Raw genomic sequence first — 16,918 nt, 5'->3', positions numbered from 1 at the left:
TTTATTAAACGGTGTCTATAGCGACGGTGATCCACCTCTTCCCATCCCGAACAGAGAAGTTAAGCCCGTTAGCGCCGATGGTACTGCCGAGAGGTGGGAGAGTAGGTCGATGCCAGATTTAGAGAAGAGCGATTCTGAAAAGAGTCGCTCTTTTTTTATGGTGCTAGGGATAGTATTTCAATTGTTTATCTATCTTTGTCGTGATGAGAATACGGACGAATATAATATCGATAGGTTTAATCCTGTTAGCGTTATTTATGGTAGCGATATACTTGATCGGTAAGAAGATCAGTGATGTCGGTAATGATATGAATAACGCGAACGTTCGGGAAGCATCCCGTTATCGGGCGGAGTCCGTGGCTTATGAATTCCGGAAAACAGAAGAATTACAGCGTTTGGCAAGAGAATTTTTTGGGCGAACGGAGTCATATAATGAGGTTGATTTAGTTTCTCTCATGCAGACTATGTTGCAGTTGGATCCGAAAATAAGTCGAACGTGGTTTTTCAGAGGTACAAAAGATTCCTTGCGTGTATTGGAACGCAATAGCTATGAGTTTCATCGGTTGAAACTCTCGGGAGTGGAATTAAAATATATGTATACCTTGTTGGATACAATGAAAGGGCATCATTATAGCGGGACGTACACGGAAGAAGGTAAGATTTACTGGTCGACGATAGAGGCGATAGAACCGACGGCATCCCGGAGGGCTCTTTTCGGTTTTGATATTCTGTTGACGGATTTACATTCTTACTTTGCCGAGGCGAGCGGAAAAGTTTCCAGTTACGTGTTTATCGTGAATGAACAAGGGATATTGCTTTCTCATCCTGACGAGAGATTGTTAGGTACATCTCCTTTTCCACGGGAAGAATTGGATACGCTGAGAGAGGTGTTGAAAACGAAGCACGAGTTGGAAATGATGGTGCATTCTGTCTTTCTATCTTCTCAGGTGCTCCGCATTTATTACCCGTTGACGATAGGGGAAGAGAAATGGGTGATTGCCGTGAACGTGCCCCAGTACGGGAATAAAGAGATTTTGGACGAGTTCCATAGATACACGTTAATGATCGCTTTGATGACGATTATAATATTTGCCGTGTTGCTTTTCTTTGCCCAGCATAAATGGCGGAAGGAGTATCGCCTAAGGCGTAAAATAGAGCGGGAATCCATGGAATTGCATTTGCAACAGTTGAAGAATCAGATTAACCCTCATTTCTTGTTTAATTCTTTGAACTCGTTGAGCGTTTTGATCGGAACGGATTCGACTTTGGCGAAAGAGTTCGTGTTGAAATTATCCAAGGTGTATCGTTATTTATTGGAAACGAGAAACGAGAGTTTATCAACGGTAAAGGAAGAGATTGACTTTACGCGGCAATATTATTTCCTGCAAAAAATACGGTTCGGGGAACAACTGGATTTGACGATTCAAGTATCGCCCCTTTCTCTGGAGGCAAAAATACCTTCCATGAGTTTACAAATGCTCGTGGAAAATGCGATAAAGCATAATCTGGTCACGATTCAGAATCCGTTACATATTAATATACACGATGAAGGTGATTGGTTGATCGTGGAAAACAATTACCAGCCAAGAGGGGAATCCAGCGAGGCCTCTATGGGCGTAGGTTTCGAGCGGATTCGTACCATTTACGAGTTCTATTCCCCGGAAAAATTCGTATGTGGTTGTCAAAATGGTTATTACGTGTGTCGATTACCTCTTTTGAAAAATGGTTTATAACTAAAAATCGAATCTTCACTCCGTTTTTTCGGGGGTTCACTCCACTTTTATTTTTATTCAGCGAAATCTGTCTTAATATTGTATAGCATCAAAGAGTTAGACAGATTTAACGAATAAATAAAGTATGGCAAAAACAAAGACATTAATCTTAGGTGTGACAGTAATCATCGCGTTATTGTTGCTTTCCATGACGGGATATTCCCGTGAAAGACAAAAGAAGAATGAGTCTAAAGAAAAAACGGAAGTCGCCAAGAAGGATACTTATGGTGATTTAGTAAAAAAGGCAAAGGTGGCCGAAGGAATGATCAAGATTCTGACGGTCGAGAATGATTACTATTTTGAGATCGCCGATTCATTAATGGGACGTGATCTTTTGATCGTGAATAAAGTGTCGGGAGTGCCTTACGAGTTGAATGATGCGGGGTTGAACAGGGGAATGGAATATGACGATAAACTGGTACGTTTTTATAAAGACGAGCAATTGAATAAGGTTTGGGTGACGACGTACAATCCCAGAGTGAGTGCCCCGGAAGGTGACGCGATAGCGGAGTCGGTAAAGGCGAATTACCGGGAGTCGGTGATCGAGTATTTCCCGATAGAGGCTTACGGGAAAGATTCCACGTCCGTGGTAATCAAAGTAAACAAGATTTTTGACGGAAGCGAGAAGAGTTTTAATGATGTATATAATAGTATTTCTTTAGGGGGAACTATAAAGAAAGATTTATCAAAGATATTGAGTGTGAAAGTGTTCCCGTCTAACGTGGTGGTGAAATCGCTGATGACGACATCTGTGGTGGATGGTGGCGTGGCTGTCCCTTTGACAGTGGAGACGACGACTAATCTGGTATTATTGCCGGAGAAACCGATGAAGCCGCGTTTCGCTGATAACCGTGTAGGTTTTTTCACGACGGAACATGCTTATTTTAATGATGCTCAGCAAAAAGTAGAGAAACGGGAGTTCGTTCACCGCTGGCGGTTGGAACCGAAACCGGAAGATGTAGAGAAATATAGTAGAGGAGAGGTGGTAGAGCCTGTTAAACCTATCGTGTTTTATATCGATCCCTCGACCCCCAAACAATGGAGGGAGGAGATTAAAGCAGGAGTATTGGATTGGCAGGCCGCATTCGAGGCAGCCGGTTTCAAAAACGCTGTTATCGCGAAGGATGTCCCGGAAGGTGATGAAGATTTCGACATTGATGATGTTCGTTATTCTGTCATTACCTACGCGGCGTCTGAGCAAGCGAACGCCATGGGGCCCTCTGTGGTCGATCCTCGTTCCGGAGAGATTATCGAGGCTGACGTGGTATGGTGGCATAACGTGATGTCGTTGCTCCATTCATGGATACAGGTGCAAACGGGACCGATAGACCCGAGAGCACGGGGGAATAAATTGAGCGACGAGCATATGGCAAGTGCTATTCGTTTCGTGTCTTCCCACGAGGTAGGGCATACTTTCGGGTTGAAACACAACATGGGTGCTTCATGGTCATTCCCCACGGATTCTCTAAGATCCCCGAGTTTTACTTCCAAGATGGGGGGGACGGCAAGTTCTATCATGGACTATGCCCGTTTTAATTACGTGGCACAACCGGGAGACGGGGTGGTGGATATAACGCCGAAGATCGGGGTGTATGATAAGTTTGCCATTAATTGGGCTTATCGTTGGTTGGACACGAAGACTCCGCAAGAGGAATTGCCTGTATTGAACGGTTGGATTCGCGAACACGAGGGTGACCCGATGTACTGGTACGGGGAGCAACAAGACCCGAAAGACCCGATTGATCCGCGGTCACAGGATGAAGACCTTGGGGATGATGTCGTGAAAGCGAATCGTTACGGGATTATGAACTTGAAACGTATCGTGCCGAATATCGTGGCATGGACGGAAGAGGAAGGTGAAGGCTTTACACAAGCCGGCAGGTTGTTGATGGCGGTGATTAATCAATGGAAGATGTATGCCGGACACGTGACGGCAAACGTGGGAGGAATATATATAAACAATCCGGTGATGGGAAGTGCCGAGGACCGTTATGTCCCCGTTCCGAGGGAAAGACAGAAGGAGAGCGTGAAATACTTGATTGATGAAGTCTTTATCGTGCCGGATTGGTTGTTCGGGGCAGATGTATGGAAGAAGAGTTACCCGATACAAATGGGGGTAGAGTATTCTCCTTACACGGTAGCCCGGGAAATGCAGTACGCTACGTTTTATAATTTGTTGAAAGATGAACGTCTGATGCGTATGTTTGATGCTGAGGCCACGTTGGGTCGCACCAAGTGTTACACGCCTGAGGAGATGTTCGCGGATATTCACAATGTTATATTTGCTAGTTCTAATGCGGGAAAGAATCTGTCCCTTTATGAAAGAATGACACAGAAGAATTTTATCGATGCCATCATTGTAAGCTCCAATAAAGCCGTGGAGAAAACAACGAAAAAGGCTTTGCACAATAATTCTAATACATGTTGCTTCGCGTCAAAAGAAGCGGCATTTAAAATAGAACCTAGAGAAGACGCTCAATTGAGAGTTTTACATTTCACTTCTATGGGACGGGTTTCCGAGGCGGTATCCGTGAAGAGAGGTGAGTTGTTGAAAGTCTTGAAATTGGCGGAAAGTAAGCGAAACACGGGCGACGTTGAGACGAGAAATCATTATGAAGATTTGATCATCCGTATCAAGGAAGCTTTGAACATGAGATAATTATTATACCTTTAACATACGAAGTAAACAAATGAACATGAGAAAGATTTTATTATTAATGGCGTTATTCTGTCCGCTTTGGTTGCTCGCTCAAAACGAGGGAGATTACCGAACAATTAAGGGCGTGGTAATGGACTCCGTTACGAACGAGACTTTGATTGGCGCGACAGTGGTTATTGATCCGGATGCCCCCGAATCCAAGAATTTAGGGCCTAAAGGAACAATCACGGATATCGATGGGAATTTTGAATTGAAAGTGCCTAAAGCCGTAAATTACGTGGTAATTAGTTTTATCGGCTATAAACCCTTGAAACTGGATATCTCCAAGAAAACGGAGTTTAAAGTGCTTTTGCAACCGGATCAGGAGCAATTGGAAGAAGTGGTGGTGACCGGGTATCAGCAGATAGAGAAACGGAAAGCGACGTCCGCGATTCAGACGGTGAAAATGGATGATATAAAACGTATAGGTGTTGCCAGTATCGACCAATTATTGGAGGGACAGGTTGCCGGTATGACATCCATTCCGACAAACGGAGCCCCCGGAGCCCCGAATAAGATGCGTATTCGTAGTACGGTGTCTTTGACTGGAAGTACTGATCCATTGTGGGTTTTGGATGGAATGATATTGGAAGGGAATGATATCCCTGCTAATTTCAGTGATAAGGATAATATTGATAATTTGTATAACACCTCGATTGCAGGTGTGAATCCGGCGGATATAGAGGATATCACGATATTGAAAGATGCCGCTGCGACTGCAATATATGGAGCTCGTGCTGCAAATGGAGTTATTGTAGTAACAACTAAAAGTGGTAAAAAAGGTAAAATGCGAATAAACGCATCTGGTTCTGTTTTTTATACGTTACGACCTGATTTAGGGAAACTAAATTTGATGAATGCTTCAGAAAAGGTTGATTTTGAATTAGGACTTGCAGCTCAGAAAAATTTAACTTACCGGAGTGAGTATGGTGGTGTTGCTCGTATTTTAAATAAATATGGTCAGTTGGAAGTTTTGCAGAATGGTGGTTTTAATGCAATCTCGACAGATGCTCAAAATGAAATTAATAAGTTGAGAAGTTCAGGTGTAGATTGGGAAGATGAAGTGTATCGTAATGCTTTAAATCAACAATATAATTTGAGCATATCGGGAGGAGGAGAATTGGCGAATTATTATTTTTCTGGAGGATATTATAATGAAGAGGGGACGACACGAGGAACCGGATTTGAACGTTATAATATGACGATGAAGACTAATTTTAGTTTACTTGAAAATCTGAATGTTGGTGTTTCATTATTTTTAACAGATAGTAAGCGTAAAAGTTATGTGACAGATACGGAAGCATTTACCAATCCTTCTAATTACACTAGAATGGTAAATCCGTATTTGGATGTAAAAGATGAGAATGGAGATTATATATATGATCCGGATATCTTGGATAATGATGGGCGTAATATGCAATTTAATTTTATAGAGGAAATGGATAACACGAGTTATTCATTGAAGAATAGATCTATAAAGCCCATGATTACAGTAGATTATAAAGTAACCTCTTGGTTAAAATTGTTTACTCAATTTTCAATGCAATTAGAGAATTCGAAAACAGAGAAAATCGCAAACAAGAATTCTTATTTTGTTCGGAAGTATAAGGAAAAATCTAAATATACTTATAGACCGTCAGATGGGTCACCGAGCGAAACAAGATACTTCTTGCCGGATGGTGGTGTTATACAGTATTGGGATAATGATCTTTCTCAATATCAATGGAAATTACAGGGGGATTTTGCTAAATATTTTGGTGAGTTGCATTCCGTGAATGTGATGACCGGCTTGGAGATGCGTGGAAGTAAGGTTACCAATGTTCATACGAAAGGATTTGGTTATGACCCTAATTCTTTGACAACAGAGACATTAGTCATTCCGGATGGGACCGATTATCAAAATGATGCTAATTTCAAACAATATAGCAAGTCATTTAATGAAGATAGATTTTTGTCGTATTATATGACAGCATCTTATACTTATGATAATCGCTACACTATGTTTGGAAGTTTACGATATGATGGTTCGAATATGTTTGGTGTTGAACGGAAATATAAATATCTTCCGATATGGTCAATATCAGCAGCTTGGAATGCAGATCGAGAATCTTTCCTGCAAAATGCAGATTGGTTGACTAATTTAAAGTTACGAGTTTCTTATGGAATTCAGGGAAATGTAGATAAAAATACTTCCCCGTTAGTAGTTGGAAGCTGGGGAAATACTTCTGTTTTGCCAGAAGGTAGTGAACCAAGTATTGGGGTAACTACACCCCCGAATCCATATTTGCGTTGGGAAAAAACGAAAAACTGGAATGTGGGAGTTGATATGGGAGTATTAAATAATCGAATAACTTTCTCTGTCGATGCTTACCATAGAGTTAGTTCAGATTTAATTGGAACGAGAGCGTTACCAGGAGAGAATGGTTTTGATTATGCTTCCATGAACTGGGCAAAAGTGACAAATAAAGGTATTGAGTTTTCGTTGTCAACCGTGAATGTTAAAACAAAAGATTTCCGTTGGACATTGGATTTTAATATCGCACATAATAAGAGTAAAATCAATCGTATAGAGATTCCTGATAATTCTTATTTGCCTTCTAGAGAGGGGTATTCAATAGGGGCCCTTTTCGCTTTGAAGACTGCAGGATTGGATGAAAATGGCATACCGATGTTTTGGAAAAATGGACAAAAAGTATCTTTCAATGATTTTTATGGTTTGGAATTGAATTATGATTTATTTGGAGATGCAACACTAACAAGTAATTTATCTAATCAGGAATATCGAGATTTATTCACCTATATTGGAACGAGTGAGCCTAAATTTACAGGAGGATTAATTAATCGCTTCTATTATAAAAATTTTGATTTGACAATATCAGGTAGCTTTATTTTAGATCAAACGGTTCAAGAATCTCCATTTTATGATCCATCCCAGACTTCTCCGGGGCAGAATTATTCAAAGAGAATATTTGATGTTTGGTCTTCTTCTAATCCTAACGGGAAATATCCGGCGTTGTTGAGTAGTACGTTGGAAGATGGAAGCTTAAATATGGCTCATCAATGGATAAGTGTGAAGGATCCGGGAAATTCATTCAGGAATTATGATATCTGGTTTAAACAGATGAGTTATTTCCGGGTGAATAGTATTAGATTAGGTTACACTCTGCCTAATGACATTGCAAAAAAATTGCGATTGGCAAGTATGCGTGTAAGTTTGGAAACTCGTAATCCTTTTGTTATAGGAACTTCTTATAAAGGATATTTTGATCCGGAGACTTATGGAAGTATTTATGCTCAACCATTAGCAAAAACATTTTCCTGCGGTTTAGATTTAACATTTTAAAGTTTGAAGATTATGAAGTTTATACATTATATAATAGTAATAACCGTCATGTTTACATCTTGTAATTACTTGGATGTAGAGCCGGTCGGAAAGGTAATTCCTGATGAAGTGTCGGAATTTCGGGCGATGTTGACAACTGCCTACGGTCGTTTCCCACAGCATAAAAGATTACTGACGATGCGTAGTGATGAAGTGACTTCGGGGATGGTGGCAATCACGTACGATGCATGGATTGATATTGTAACATGGAATGATGAATCTCCGGATCCGGTAACTTATACTTTTCCTTGGACTCAAATGTATAATGTTATATTTTATGCGAATAGCGTTATCGAAGATGTGATGGATGCTGGAATTGATGATCATTCTGAAACTAGGGAACAATTGAAGGGAGAAGCTTTATTACTGCGTGCTTATGCTCATTTTGAATTATTGAATATGTATGCAGAACCTTATGATGCCGCAACTGCTTCTTCTGAAAGAGGTGTACCACTTTATTTGACAATTGATATTAACCAGGCTTTCAAGCCTGTTTCAATAGAGAAAGTGTATGACCAGATTTTATCGGATATTGAAGAAGGGGAAAAATTGATGACTGTTGAGGAGCAACCAGCTGCGACTCGTTATCGTTTTTCAAAGAAGTCTGCAAAAGCGTTAGAAGCGAGAGTACGTTTGTATCGGGGAGAATGGGATAAGGCTTTGGCTGCAGCTGAGGCGATATTACCTTCCTGTCCTTTGGAAAATTTTACTGTTGAAGGCTTTTCCGCACCTTATTTATATACATCTAAAGAGTCTATTTTAGCCTTGGAACAAACAGGTAATACGGAGATAACGGATGATATGGAAATGTTATCTAATATCATGGATAAGTATGATCAGAGTGAGGATTTACGTGTTAATCTGTATTATCGTAATGGGAGTAGTCCGAATAAGTGCTATAATGCAAGTATGAAAATAACTTTCCGTAGTGCGGAAATATACCTAATTGCGGCAGAAGCTGCGTCTCATATAACAGGAAAGATTTCTGATGCTAAAGCATATCTGAAAACATTGATTAGAAATCGTTTGACTGATAGTTATTATACAGAGCGGGCTGGAGTAATTGATGCAATGACTCAAGAAGAATTAATTGCTGAAATAGCAGATGAAAGAGCAAGAGAACTGGCATTGGAAGGACATAGGTGGTATGATTTGCGTAGAACAACTCGACCTGAAATCGTGAAAGTTTACTGGAATAAAAATTTTGAACAGGAGATGGTAACTTTACCCGCTAATAGTTCTAAATATACGATTCCTTTCCCAACAGAGGCAATAACAAATAATCCGAATTTGAATGAATGGGATGAATAAAATGTGGATTTATAGTGAATATAATCAGATATAAGATTTTGTATGTTTTAGGTTTATTAGTGGTTGGAAGCGCAGAGGATTTTTTCCTCTGTGCTTGCTTTTTTGCTTTCGTGAACTATTTTCTATATTTTTGTGGATATGGAATCGGGGATATAACCTGATGGGTATTTATCAAAAATAGCTTATGAATGCAGTTATCATTGAAGACGAGTATCTTGCGGCATCGGAATTGGAGAGGTTGTTGGGGGAGGTGGCTCCGGATGTTGCTATTTTGGCGAAGTTGGATTCGGTGAGCGAGAGTGTGAAATGGTTGAGGAAGAATAAGGTGGATGTGATTTTTATGGATATTCATCTGGGGGACGGGCAGAGTTTTGATATTTTTGAACAGGTGGAGATCACGGTTCCGGTGATTTTTATCACGGCGTATGACGAGTACGCGTTGAAGGCGTTTAAATACCAAGGGATAGATTATATTTTGAAGCCGTTTGACAAGGATGAGTTGATGAATGCGTTGAGTAAACTGGATTCGCTTTCTGCCACGAATGCACCTTTCCCGGCTGCTTCGTTGACGGTGTATCAAGAACGCTTTTTAGTCACCGTGGGAACGAAGATGAAGTCCGTGGCGATAGGTGACGTGGCTTATTTTATGGCGGACGGGAAGTATCTGGTACTTTTTACCCGGGACGGACAGAATTTTATCCTTGACCAGACGATCAGCGGGATCGAGTCGAAGTTGAATCCCATGCGGTTTTTCAAGATTAACCGGAAGTTTATTATCAGCTATGATGCTATCAAGGAGATGGTGAAGTATTCCAATAGTAGGATAAAAATTATTTTGTCACCCTTGCCGCCGAGCGGAATAGAGGCAATCGTGAGTTCCGAACGGATACAGGAGTTCAAGCAATGGTTGAACCAATAATAACGAAAAAAGGCTGTGTCCATCGTGAACACAGCCTCGTCCCTATTGATTACCCAGTTGTTTTTATTTGTTTTAATTTCCCATGAATACGATACCCACGCTAATCGTGAAGTTTTGCATGGCTTCTACTTTTCCGGCTTTCGTGCCGTAGGTGTATTTAGCCCCTATGTTGAATGCAAACTGATCGTTTACGGGGATGATAGTACCTATTTCAGGAGCGAAGGCGAATTGCCATTTGGAGTTCGTGGAGCTGAATTGTCCCACGTCCAGTTTCATTTCCGTCCAGCTTGTTCCGACACCTAAACCGAAATAAGGTCTGAATGTACTGTTTTGATCCGTGAACCAGTAACGCCCGATAGCCATGATGGGCACTGTATTGACGTAGCGGTATTGATAACCGGTGATGGTGTGAATGTCGCTGCTACCTTTGAATTTGAAGTTACCACTCATTTTTCCTTTATCTTTGTAGTAGGTGTTCCAACCGATCATACCTCCGACAGAGAATCTCTCTCCCAAGAATTGATGGTACTCGAGGTCCATACCTCTGAAACTCATTTTACTCGCAAAATCGTGCATTTTGCCAAACGGGGCAGACATCTGGTAGTTCAAGTTCAGCATCTGTCCTTTTACCAATGGGCTTAACCCGAATAGTATAAGCGATATAATTAATAACTTTCTCATAATCGTTTGAATTTTAAATTGACAATTAGTGATCTACTCTATTGCTTTTTCAAATACGGTGATTGAACGAAGCATTGGTCGATGGTTGATTCCATCCTGTCAAGAATAGATTGGGCAGAGCCTTGTAACAAGCCGTCGGCAACACCACTCCAGAGTACCGGGATTTTCTTGTTCGCGCTTGTCGGGGCGGTTTGGTCCGCGGCGATCATATCGATCACGATAGAACCACTTCTGTAAGAGTACACGGCAACAGGATACCACGGGTAAGAAGGTCCCCAACCTGGTCCCCAAGTCGGACCCCAAATCCAGTCCCAACCCGGATACCAACCCCAATAGTTGTACCAGTAGTCGTTCCCGTAATAATAATTCACGTTAGAGAAAGCTGATACGGTGACAATGAAACTCGGTTGTTCATCGCTTTCGCTTTGCGGGTCGATGTAGGTGTAACCTAGCTGAGTGAAATTGTCTTTTACCAGTTGTAAGATTTGCGGATCGTAAGTGTGATTCGGTGTTTCTCCTTGAGCCACGAAATAAACGATCGTATCGGGAAGTGAGAATGTAGTGTACTTGGTGAAGTCTGCGCTCTTGTCATAATTGGTTATGGCAACATCCATCTCCTTCACTGTGTCTGCGCCTCCCGGGTAACATGAGACCAGAAACTGTGCGAACAGTCCGATGCATGATAAAAAAAGTAAACGTTTCATACTGTGTTAGTTTTAGTTTAACAATTGTTGCTAATATATTTTATCTACAACGAGATAATCATTACAAGCGATGAGTATCAAGTTCTTGATCGCTTGTGTGAGGTTGTATACGCCGACGCGGGCGATAGGTTTCAGCTTCGCCAATTTATTTTTTTACGTTGATTTTAAAGATAACCTATTCTGGGGTAGTAGCTAAGATCAAGCGGTATTTATGGTCTTTCGCGATGTTCATTACTTTCACGATTTGTTCTAGAGGCACTGATTTGTCGGCTTGCAGAGAGATACAGGGATCTTCCTGTTCTTTTAGTTCTTCCACTAATCGGCGTTCGAGCATGGAGAACGGGATGACCTTTTCGTTCAGGTAAAAAGTATAATTTTTATCAATAGAAACGACAACAATCGGTCTGTCGGAGGTTTGGTTTGTACTTTGAGGTAATAGCAACCTTAGGGCGTTGGGATTGATCAACGTGGACGAAACCATGAAAAAGATCAGCAGTAAAAATACGATGTCGGTCATGGACGACATGTTGAAGTTCGGGTTGATTTTACTTTTGCGTTTGATTGCCACGATTTATAATTGAGAATTTATAATTTAGAATTATTTCTTTCGGAGGCAAAGATTGATAAACTCGGAGGAGTGGTGTTCTATACGGAGAACGATTTTATCGACTCTTGCAACCAAGAAATTATAAGCTAATTGTCCGATGATACCAACGATAAGTCCTGCCACGGTGGTGATCATTGCCGTGTAAATACCGCGGGACAGGAGGGTGATATCGATGTTACTTCCTGCCATTGACATGTCATAGAAGGCTTGCACCATACCGACTACGGTTCCGAGGAACCCGATCATGGGTGCGACTCCGGCACAGGTTGCCAGCGTGGGTAAGCCTTTTTCCAAAAGGGCTACTTCATAGTTGGCGGTTTCTTCCATGGCTTGGCGTATTTCACTCGGGGCTTCTCCCTGCATGACGATACCTTTGGCTATTGTCTTTGATAAAGGGCTTGCTTCCGCTTCACATTCGGCAAGCACGGCTTTCGTGTTATCGTTTTGGATATATTCCTTGATTTTTTGCATGAACGCGACATCGTTTATACCCGTCTTGCGGAATAACCAATAACGTTCACACGCGATGTAAATGGCTATGATGGATAGAATGAAAATCGGGATCATCAGCCAACCGCCTTTTACGACCATCCCCCACAGGCTCATGTCCGTGTTCGTTGCCGGGGCTGCAAGGATTATAAATGTTGTGTACACCATGTATTCTTTATTTTGTCGTGCGAAGATAATGTTGTTTTTGTGAACCTGCAAGAAAATGAGTTTATAAGGTTATAAACTTTATGAACTAGAGGGAGAGTCTTTTCGACTCTCCCTAATTTTTATCTCGATCTGATTTCTTTTCTCATGAATGAGGCGTATGATAACGCGAAGCAGATCACGGTAGCGGCGATCAGTCCCGTGAGTTGTGGCCAGACGACCATCAAGCTCTGCCCGAGTGGTAGCGGGCTGGGGATAGCGCCGTGTACTTGTTCCATGGTTAGCGGTCCCAAGCTTCTTACCGAGGGCATCAATAACGTGGTGGTTGCCTCGTTGAAAAGCATACTTGGGGCAAAACGCAACAGGTTGAGCATGAATCTCTGGTAACTGATGACTTGGTACGTGCTTGCCATTGCCGAGGGGCTGATGGCTTTTCCGACCAGATTGACGATCATGTTATAGAAAACGCTGAAAAATAACCATACCGCGATGCATGCCAAGGCGGAAGTGGCAGCTTGTTTGAATTTGATCGAGAAGAAAATCGACAGGTTCAACCAAAATGCCACGTACACGATACTTACCCCGATGAAACATATAATACGTAGGAATTCTTCCGCTGTCGGGGGAATCCCGATGGCGATCAACCCGAATCCCATCACCATGAATGCCAGTGCGAACAGCATGACCCCGATAACGATCAAGGCTCCCGTGAATTTGGCGTTAATCAAGTAATCCCGATGTATCGGTTGGGATAAAACCCGACTCAGTGTTCCCTTGTTTTGCTCGGAATTGATGGCGTCAAAACCCAGAGCTATCCCGAGTAGTGGTCCCAAAAAACTGATAAAAATCACGAAAGAGGGTAATGTCCCGTCAGACACGGTGAATAGTTTCAAGAAAAGAAACGAACCGTCGGGATCGTTGGGTTTTATCGCTGCCCCTATATTGGTCAGTGCCGTGTAGAGCGAACCCATGCAAGTCAGGGCGATGATGGCTATCAATATAATGAAACGCCAACTTCTGACATGGTCGGCCACTTCTTTACGGACGATAACCCAGAATGGACGTTGTATTCTACTCATGGCTTTTTCCTCCTCCGAAATAACAGTTATACATGTTTTCCAACCCGTGTTCCTCGGTTTGCAATTCGGCGATGTTCACTTCTGCCAGAAGTTTTCCCGCCCCGAACAACCCTACCCGGTCGCAAATTTGTTGTACTTGATCCAGATGGTGGGACGAGAAAAGTACGGTCAGCCCGTGCTCATCCCTCAGTTGCCGGATGAGATCCATAAATTCTTGAACTCCGGCAGGATCGATACCGGACGTGGGTTCATCGAGAATGATGACTTCCGGTTTCTTGATCAGTACATCGGCTAAGCCAAGACGTTGGCGCATACCGCGGGAGTATTTCCCTGCCTTTTTTTTCGTGTCGAGGGGTAATCCTACCCGTTCAAGTAATTCTTGTGCTTTTGTTCGGGCTTCTTTCTCGTCGATACGATTGAGGCGAGCCGTGTAGAGCAGGTTTTCGATACCGGTCATGTCATCGTAGAAACCCACGTCTTCGGGGAGATAGCCAACCTTCTCCCGTACTTGTATGGGGTTGCGGGTGGAGTTGATGCCGCATACTTTCACGTCTCCGGATGTAGGGTCGGTCAACCCGAGCATCATCAATATTGTCGTGGATTTTCCGGCTCCGTTCGGTCCCAGTATCCCGAAGATCTCTCCCTTGTGCACGGTGAGGTTGATATGATCCACTGCCGTGAATTTCCCGTATTGTTTCGTTAAATCATGAAGTTCGATAATGGGTTCGTCCATGATTTACCTCCTTCCATATTTGCGGAATAGGAAGTACACGCATCCCAACGCGATCAGGATGACTAATACACCCATCCAGCCCCAGATCATAGGTGTTCTTACTGCAATACGGAAATCTGCCGTTGAATTGACTTCCGGTGTTTTGGCAGATATTTTGGTGACGTAATCTCCCGGTAAAGCTTTTTTGGATGCTTTCACGACAGCGACAGTATTAGCCGTTTCCCCGGCTTTCAGGCGGTCTATTTTTGTCGGCTCGAACGTGACTTCCCAATCTACCGGTTTATTGGCAGAGAGTTGAATGTCTTTCAATTCTGCCGATCCCGTGTTTTTGATTACCAAGTCGATTCGTTTCGTGTCCCCCGCCGTGATTTCCGTGCTGAGTAACCCGCGGGGAGTAGTCAGTTCCATTTGGTAAGTCCCCGTGATCACAACCTCGAGTTCCATGTCCGCGGAAGTCGTGCTGGTTGCCGCGCGAACGGGAATTTTGTATGTCCCTGCTTCAACATTGGCAGGCGGATTGATATCGATCGTGATGTTTTGGGTAGCATTCGGTTCCACTTGAGCGGAAGTTGCTTGTTTGTAATTTGCCTTGAAGACCACATTCCATCCCCGGGGGGCTTGTGCCATAAGGGCGTAAAGTTGCTGGTCCGCCGTTTGGTTTTTCAGCGTGGCATTAAACGTGAATGTCGACTTCGAATTTCCTTGCATGTTGGGTTGGTTCGTGGTGAAATCCGTTTGGTAAGTACCCTGTTTCGAGACCGTGATACTCAAAGGGAGTTCGCCTAATCCTTCCGCCATGACGGAAAAACGGTAAGTGCCTTTGTTTACCTTTAACGGAATATCCACTTTCAGGGAGAAGTTTTTCTTCTCTTTCGGGAGGACGGAAAGTTGGTTCACAGTCCATGTTCCGGCTTTGATCTCGTACTTCCATCCCCGGGGCATTCCTTTGATGGTAATGTCGGCGTTTTTCACTTCGTCACCGTTGTTGATGACGTCAATGTTGTAGTTTACAGATTCTCCCGGCGGCACGGCTATTTTCGTGTAGGGAGTGTACAGAATCACCTTTTTTTCGGGTTCTGCTGCCTGCATACTGAGGGGAAGAAATCCCGCGAGCAGGACGAGTAATAGATTTAAATAATTTGCACGCATTGTCATAAAAAATTTCGTTAGATATTTTGATATGATTCTCAATACATTGCTGACAAATTTAATTACTATGTGTATTATATAATTTTAAAAGATTAGAAAAAAGTTTATAGAGAGGTCATGATAATATAAAAAAGGCTGTCTATTTACTTTTTAGGCAGCCTTTTTATGTATAATGAAAAAATGAACGTAATAATCAGAGAAGTAGAATTACGCTAGCAGACAAGATGCTGATACAAATCCATAGTATGATACCCAACAAGATGGGTTTGAAGCCGACTTGTTTGATCGTATCTTTAGAAAGTCCGGCACCGATCAAGAACAGGGTAAACAACATTCCCACTTTGGCAAAGCTGACGATTTCCGTGTAGAGATGATTCCATTGTGGGGTGTAGGTTGCAACAATCATGGCAATGACATACAAGAAGATGAAATAAGGAATCGAAATTTTTGATTTTTTGTTTGTTCCTTTGTTGTAAAAGAATGCGGCAATGAGCGATACGGGTATGATCCACAATGCCCGGATCAGTTTGGTTGTGGTAGCGATAACCAATGCTTCGTTGCTAAATGTTTTGGCTGCACCTACTACAGAACTCGTGTCATGGATGGCAATAGCGCACCAATAACCGAATTGATGATCGTTCATTTCCAACCAACGTCCGAGAGGCGGGAATATGAATAGAGCCACGGCGTTTAACATGAAGATCGTTCCCATGGCGACTGTGATATCTTTGTCCTTTGCGTTGATAACGGGAGCCAGAGCCGCGATGGCGCTTCCCCCGCAAATGGCGGTACCCCCGGAAACCAAAAAGCCGGTATCCTTTGCCACCCGTAGTTTACGAGTGAAGAAAAGTCCCAGACCGATGGTGACCACGATGGAAACGATCGTGAAAAGGATTCCTGTTTTTCCGGCTTCAATAGCTTGACCTACATTCATGCCGAAACCGAGGCCGACAACGGATATTTGTAAAAGTATATGGGTGACACGACTATTAATGGACAGGAACGGGTGTCCGATCGTCAGTGATAAAATCAGACCTAATAAGAGGGCAAAGCCCGGATCAAGAAATGGTACAAGAAACATCGCTACGATGAAGAGTACTTCTTTTTGATTTTTGTTCAGTTGAATTTTGCTCATGATCTATTTAAAATTTTGTTCGGTGCAAAATTCTTCTAAATCTATGAATTTTGGAAATAAAAAATATTCAGAGGGTATTACTTAAAGATATAGT

General features: G+C 42.4%; 13 protein-coding genes and 1 rRNA gene. 6 read left to right on the top strand and 8 right to left on the bottom strand.

Annotation, left to right across the window (positions count from 1 at the left end):
- The first annotated feature begins 7 nt into the window (after positions 1-7).
- From rrf to CS948_RS05960, 6 genes are all read left to right on the top strand, one after another.
- Positions 8-118 (top strand): 5S ribosomal RNA (rrf, locus tag CS948_RS05985).
- Positions 119-257: 139 nt separating this feature from the next.
- Positions 258-1,733: a histidine kinase gene (locus CS948_RS05980; protein WP_176554946.1), complete on the top strand. Its 1,476-nt coding sequence runs from the start codon at positions 258-260 to the stop codon at positions 1,731-1,733.
- Positions 1,734-1,857: 124 nt separating this feature from the next.
- On the top strand, positions 1,858-4,431 hold the full coding sequence (locus tag CS948_RS05975; RefSeq protein ID WP_099290792.1) for a zinc-dependent metalloprotease: 2,574 nt from the start codon (positions 1,858-1,860) through the stop codon (positions 4,429-4,431).
- Between the two features lie 37 nt (positions 4,432-4,468).
- Positions 4,469-7,813 carry a SusC/RagA family TonB-linked outer membrane protein gene (locus tag CS948_RS05970; RefSeq protein WP_099290791.1) on the top strand — a complete coding sequence of 1,115 codons (3,345 nt, stop codon included), beginning with the start codon at positions 4,469-4,471 and terminating at the stop codon, positions 7,811-7,813.
- A gap of 12 nt (positions 7,814-7,825) precedes the next feature.
- Positions 7,826-9,163 (top strand): RagB/SusD family nutrient uptake outer membrane protein, encoded by a 1,338-nt coding sequence (locus CS948_RS05965; RefSeq protein WP_255301877.1) that lies wholly within the window; start codon positions 7,826-7,828, stop codon positions 9,161-9,163.
- Positions 9,164-9,347: 184 nt separating this feature from the next.
- A complete protein-coding gene (locus tag CS948_RS05960; protein WP_099290789.1) occupies positions 9,348-10,082 on the top strand; it encodes a LytTR family DNA-binding domain-containing protein in 735 nt (244 codons plus the stop codon).
- Between the two features lie 72 nt (positions 10,083-10,154).
- Here the strand turns inward: CS948_RS05960 and CS948_RS05955 are convergent, their stop codons facing one another.
- From CS948_RS05955 to CS948_RS05920, 8 genes are all read right to left on the bottom strand, one after another.
- Positions 10,155-10,763 carry an OmpW family outer membrane protein gene (locus CS948_RS05955; protein ID WP_227217709.1) on the bottom strand — a complete coding sequence of 203 codons (609 nt, stop codon included), beginning with the start codon at positions 10,761-10,763 and terminating at the stop codon, positions 10,155-10,157.
- Positions 10,764-10,801: 38 nt separating this feature from the next.
- Positions 10,802-11,467 carry a DUF4136 domain-containing protein gene (locus CS948_RS05950; protein ID WP_099290787.1) on the bottom strand — a complete coding sequence of 222 codons (666 nt, stop codon included), beginning with the start codon at positions 11,465-11,467 and terminating at the stop codon, positions 10,802-10,804.
- 175 nt (positions 11,468-11,642) lie between these two features.
- Positions 11,643-12,035: a biopolymer transporter ExbD gene (locus tag CS948_RS05945; protein WP_099290786.1), complete on the bottom strand. Its 393-nt coding sequence runs from the start codon at positions 12,033-12,035 to the stop codon at positions 11,643-11,645.
- 30 nt (positions 12,036-12,065) lie between these two features.
- Positions 12,066-12,731 carry a MotA/TolQ/ExbB proton channel family protein gene (locus CS948_RS05940; protein WP_099290785.1) on the bottom strand — a complete coding sequence of 222 codons (666 nt, stop codon included), beginning with the start codon at positions 12,729-12,731 and terminating at the stop codon, positions 12,066-12,068.
- Between the two features lie 119 nt (positions 12,732-12,850).
- On the bottom strand, positions 12,851-13,807 hold the full coding sequence (locus tag CS948_RS05935) for an ABC transporter permease (RefSeq protein ID WP_099290784.1): 957 nt from the start codon (positions 13,805-13,807) through the stop codon (positions 12,851-12,853).
- The gene (locus CS948_RS05930; protein WP_099290783.1) at positions 13,800-14,540 is read right to left on the bottom strand and encodes an ABC transporter ATP-binding protein; all 741 of its coding nucleotides are present in this window, start codon (positions 14,538-14,540) and stop codon (positions 13,800-13,802) included. The genes CS948_RS05935 and CS948_RS05930 overlap by 8 nt, the downstream gene beginning before the upstream one ends.
- 3 nt (positions 14,541-14,543) lie before the next feature.
- A complete protein-coding gene (locus CS948_RS05925) occupies positions 14,544-15,689 on the bottom strand; it encodes an NEW3 domain-containing protein (RefSeq protein WP_099290782.1) in 1,146 nt (381 codons plus the stop codon).
- Positions 15,690-15,882: 193 nt separating this feature from the next.
- Positions 15,883-16,824, bottom strand: a complete 942-nt coding sequence (locus CS948_RS05920; protein WP_099290781.1) for a YeiH family protein — start codon at positions 16,822-16,824, stop codon at positions 15,883-15,885.
- Positions 16,825-16,918: the final 94 nt, after the last annotated feature.

The organism is Butyricimonas sp. Marseille-P3923 (assembly GCF_900184685.1).
GTDB classification, from domain to species: Bacteria; Bacteroidota; Bacteroidia; order Bacteroidales; family Marinifilaceae; genus Butyricimonas; species Butyricimonas muris.
This window is presented reverse-complemented; position numbering and strand designations above follow the sequence as displayed.

Bases quoted from the DNA above. Each gene is read 5' to 3' on its own strand.
- CS948_RS05980 (WP_176554946.1), top strand. From the start codon at position 258: ATGGTAGCGATATACTTGATCGGTAAGAAGATCAGTGATGTCGGTAAT.
- CS948_RS05975 (WP_099290792.1), top strand. From the start codon at position 1,858: ATGGCAAAAACAAAGACATTAATCTTAGGTGTGACAGTAATCATCGCG.
- CS948_RS05970 (WP_099290791.1), top strand. From the start codon at position 4,469: ATGAGAAAGATTTTATTATTAATGGCGTTATTCTGTCCGCTTTGGTTG.
- CS948_RS05965 (WP_255301877.1), top strand. From the start codon at position 7,826: ATGAAGTTTATACATTATATAATAGTAATAACCGTCATGTTTACATCT.
- CS948_RS05960 (WP_099290789.1), top strand. From the start codon at position 9,348: ATGAATGCAGTTATCATTGAAGACGAGTATCTTGCGGCATCGGAATTG.
- CS948_RS05955 (WP_227217709.1), bottom strand. From the start codon at position 10,763: ATGAGAAAGTTATTAATTATATCGCTTATACTATTCGGGTTAAGCCCA.
- CS948_RS05950 (WP_099290787.1), bottom strand. From the start codon at position 11,467: ATGAAACGTTTACTTTTTTTATCATGCATCGGACTGTTCGCACAGTTT.
- CS948_RS05940 (WP_099290785.1), bottom strand. From the start codon at position 12,731: ATGGTGTACACAACATTTATAATCCTTGCAGCCCCGGCAACGAACACG.
- CS948_RS05935 (WP_099290784.1), bottom strand. From the start codon at position 13,807: ATGAGTAGAATACAACGTCCATTCTGGGTTATCGTCCGTAAAGAAGTG.
- CS948_RS05930 (WP_099290783.1), bottom strand. From the start codon at position 14,540: ATGGACGAACCCATTATCGAACTTCATGATTTAACGAAACAATACGGG.
- CS948_RS05925 (WP_099290782.1), bottom strand. From the start codon at position 15,689: ATGCGTGCAAATTATTTAAATCTATTACTCGTCCTGCTCGCGGGATTT.
- CS948_RS05920 (WP_099290781.1), bottom strand. From the start codon at position 16,824: ATGAGCAAAATTCAACTGAACAAAAATCAAAAAGAAGTACTCTTCATC.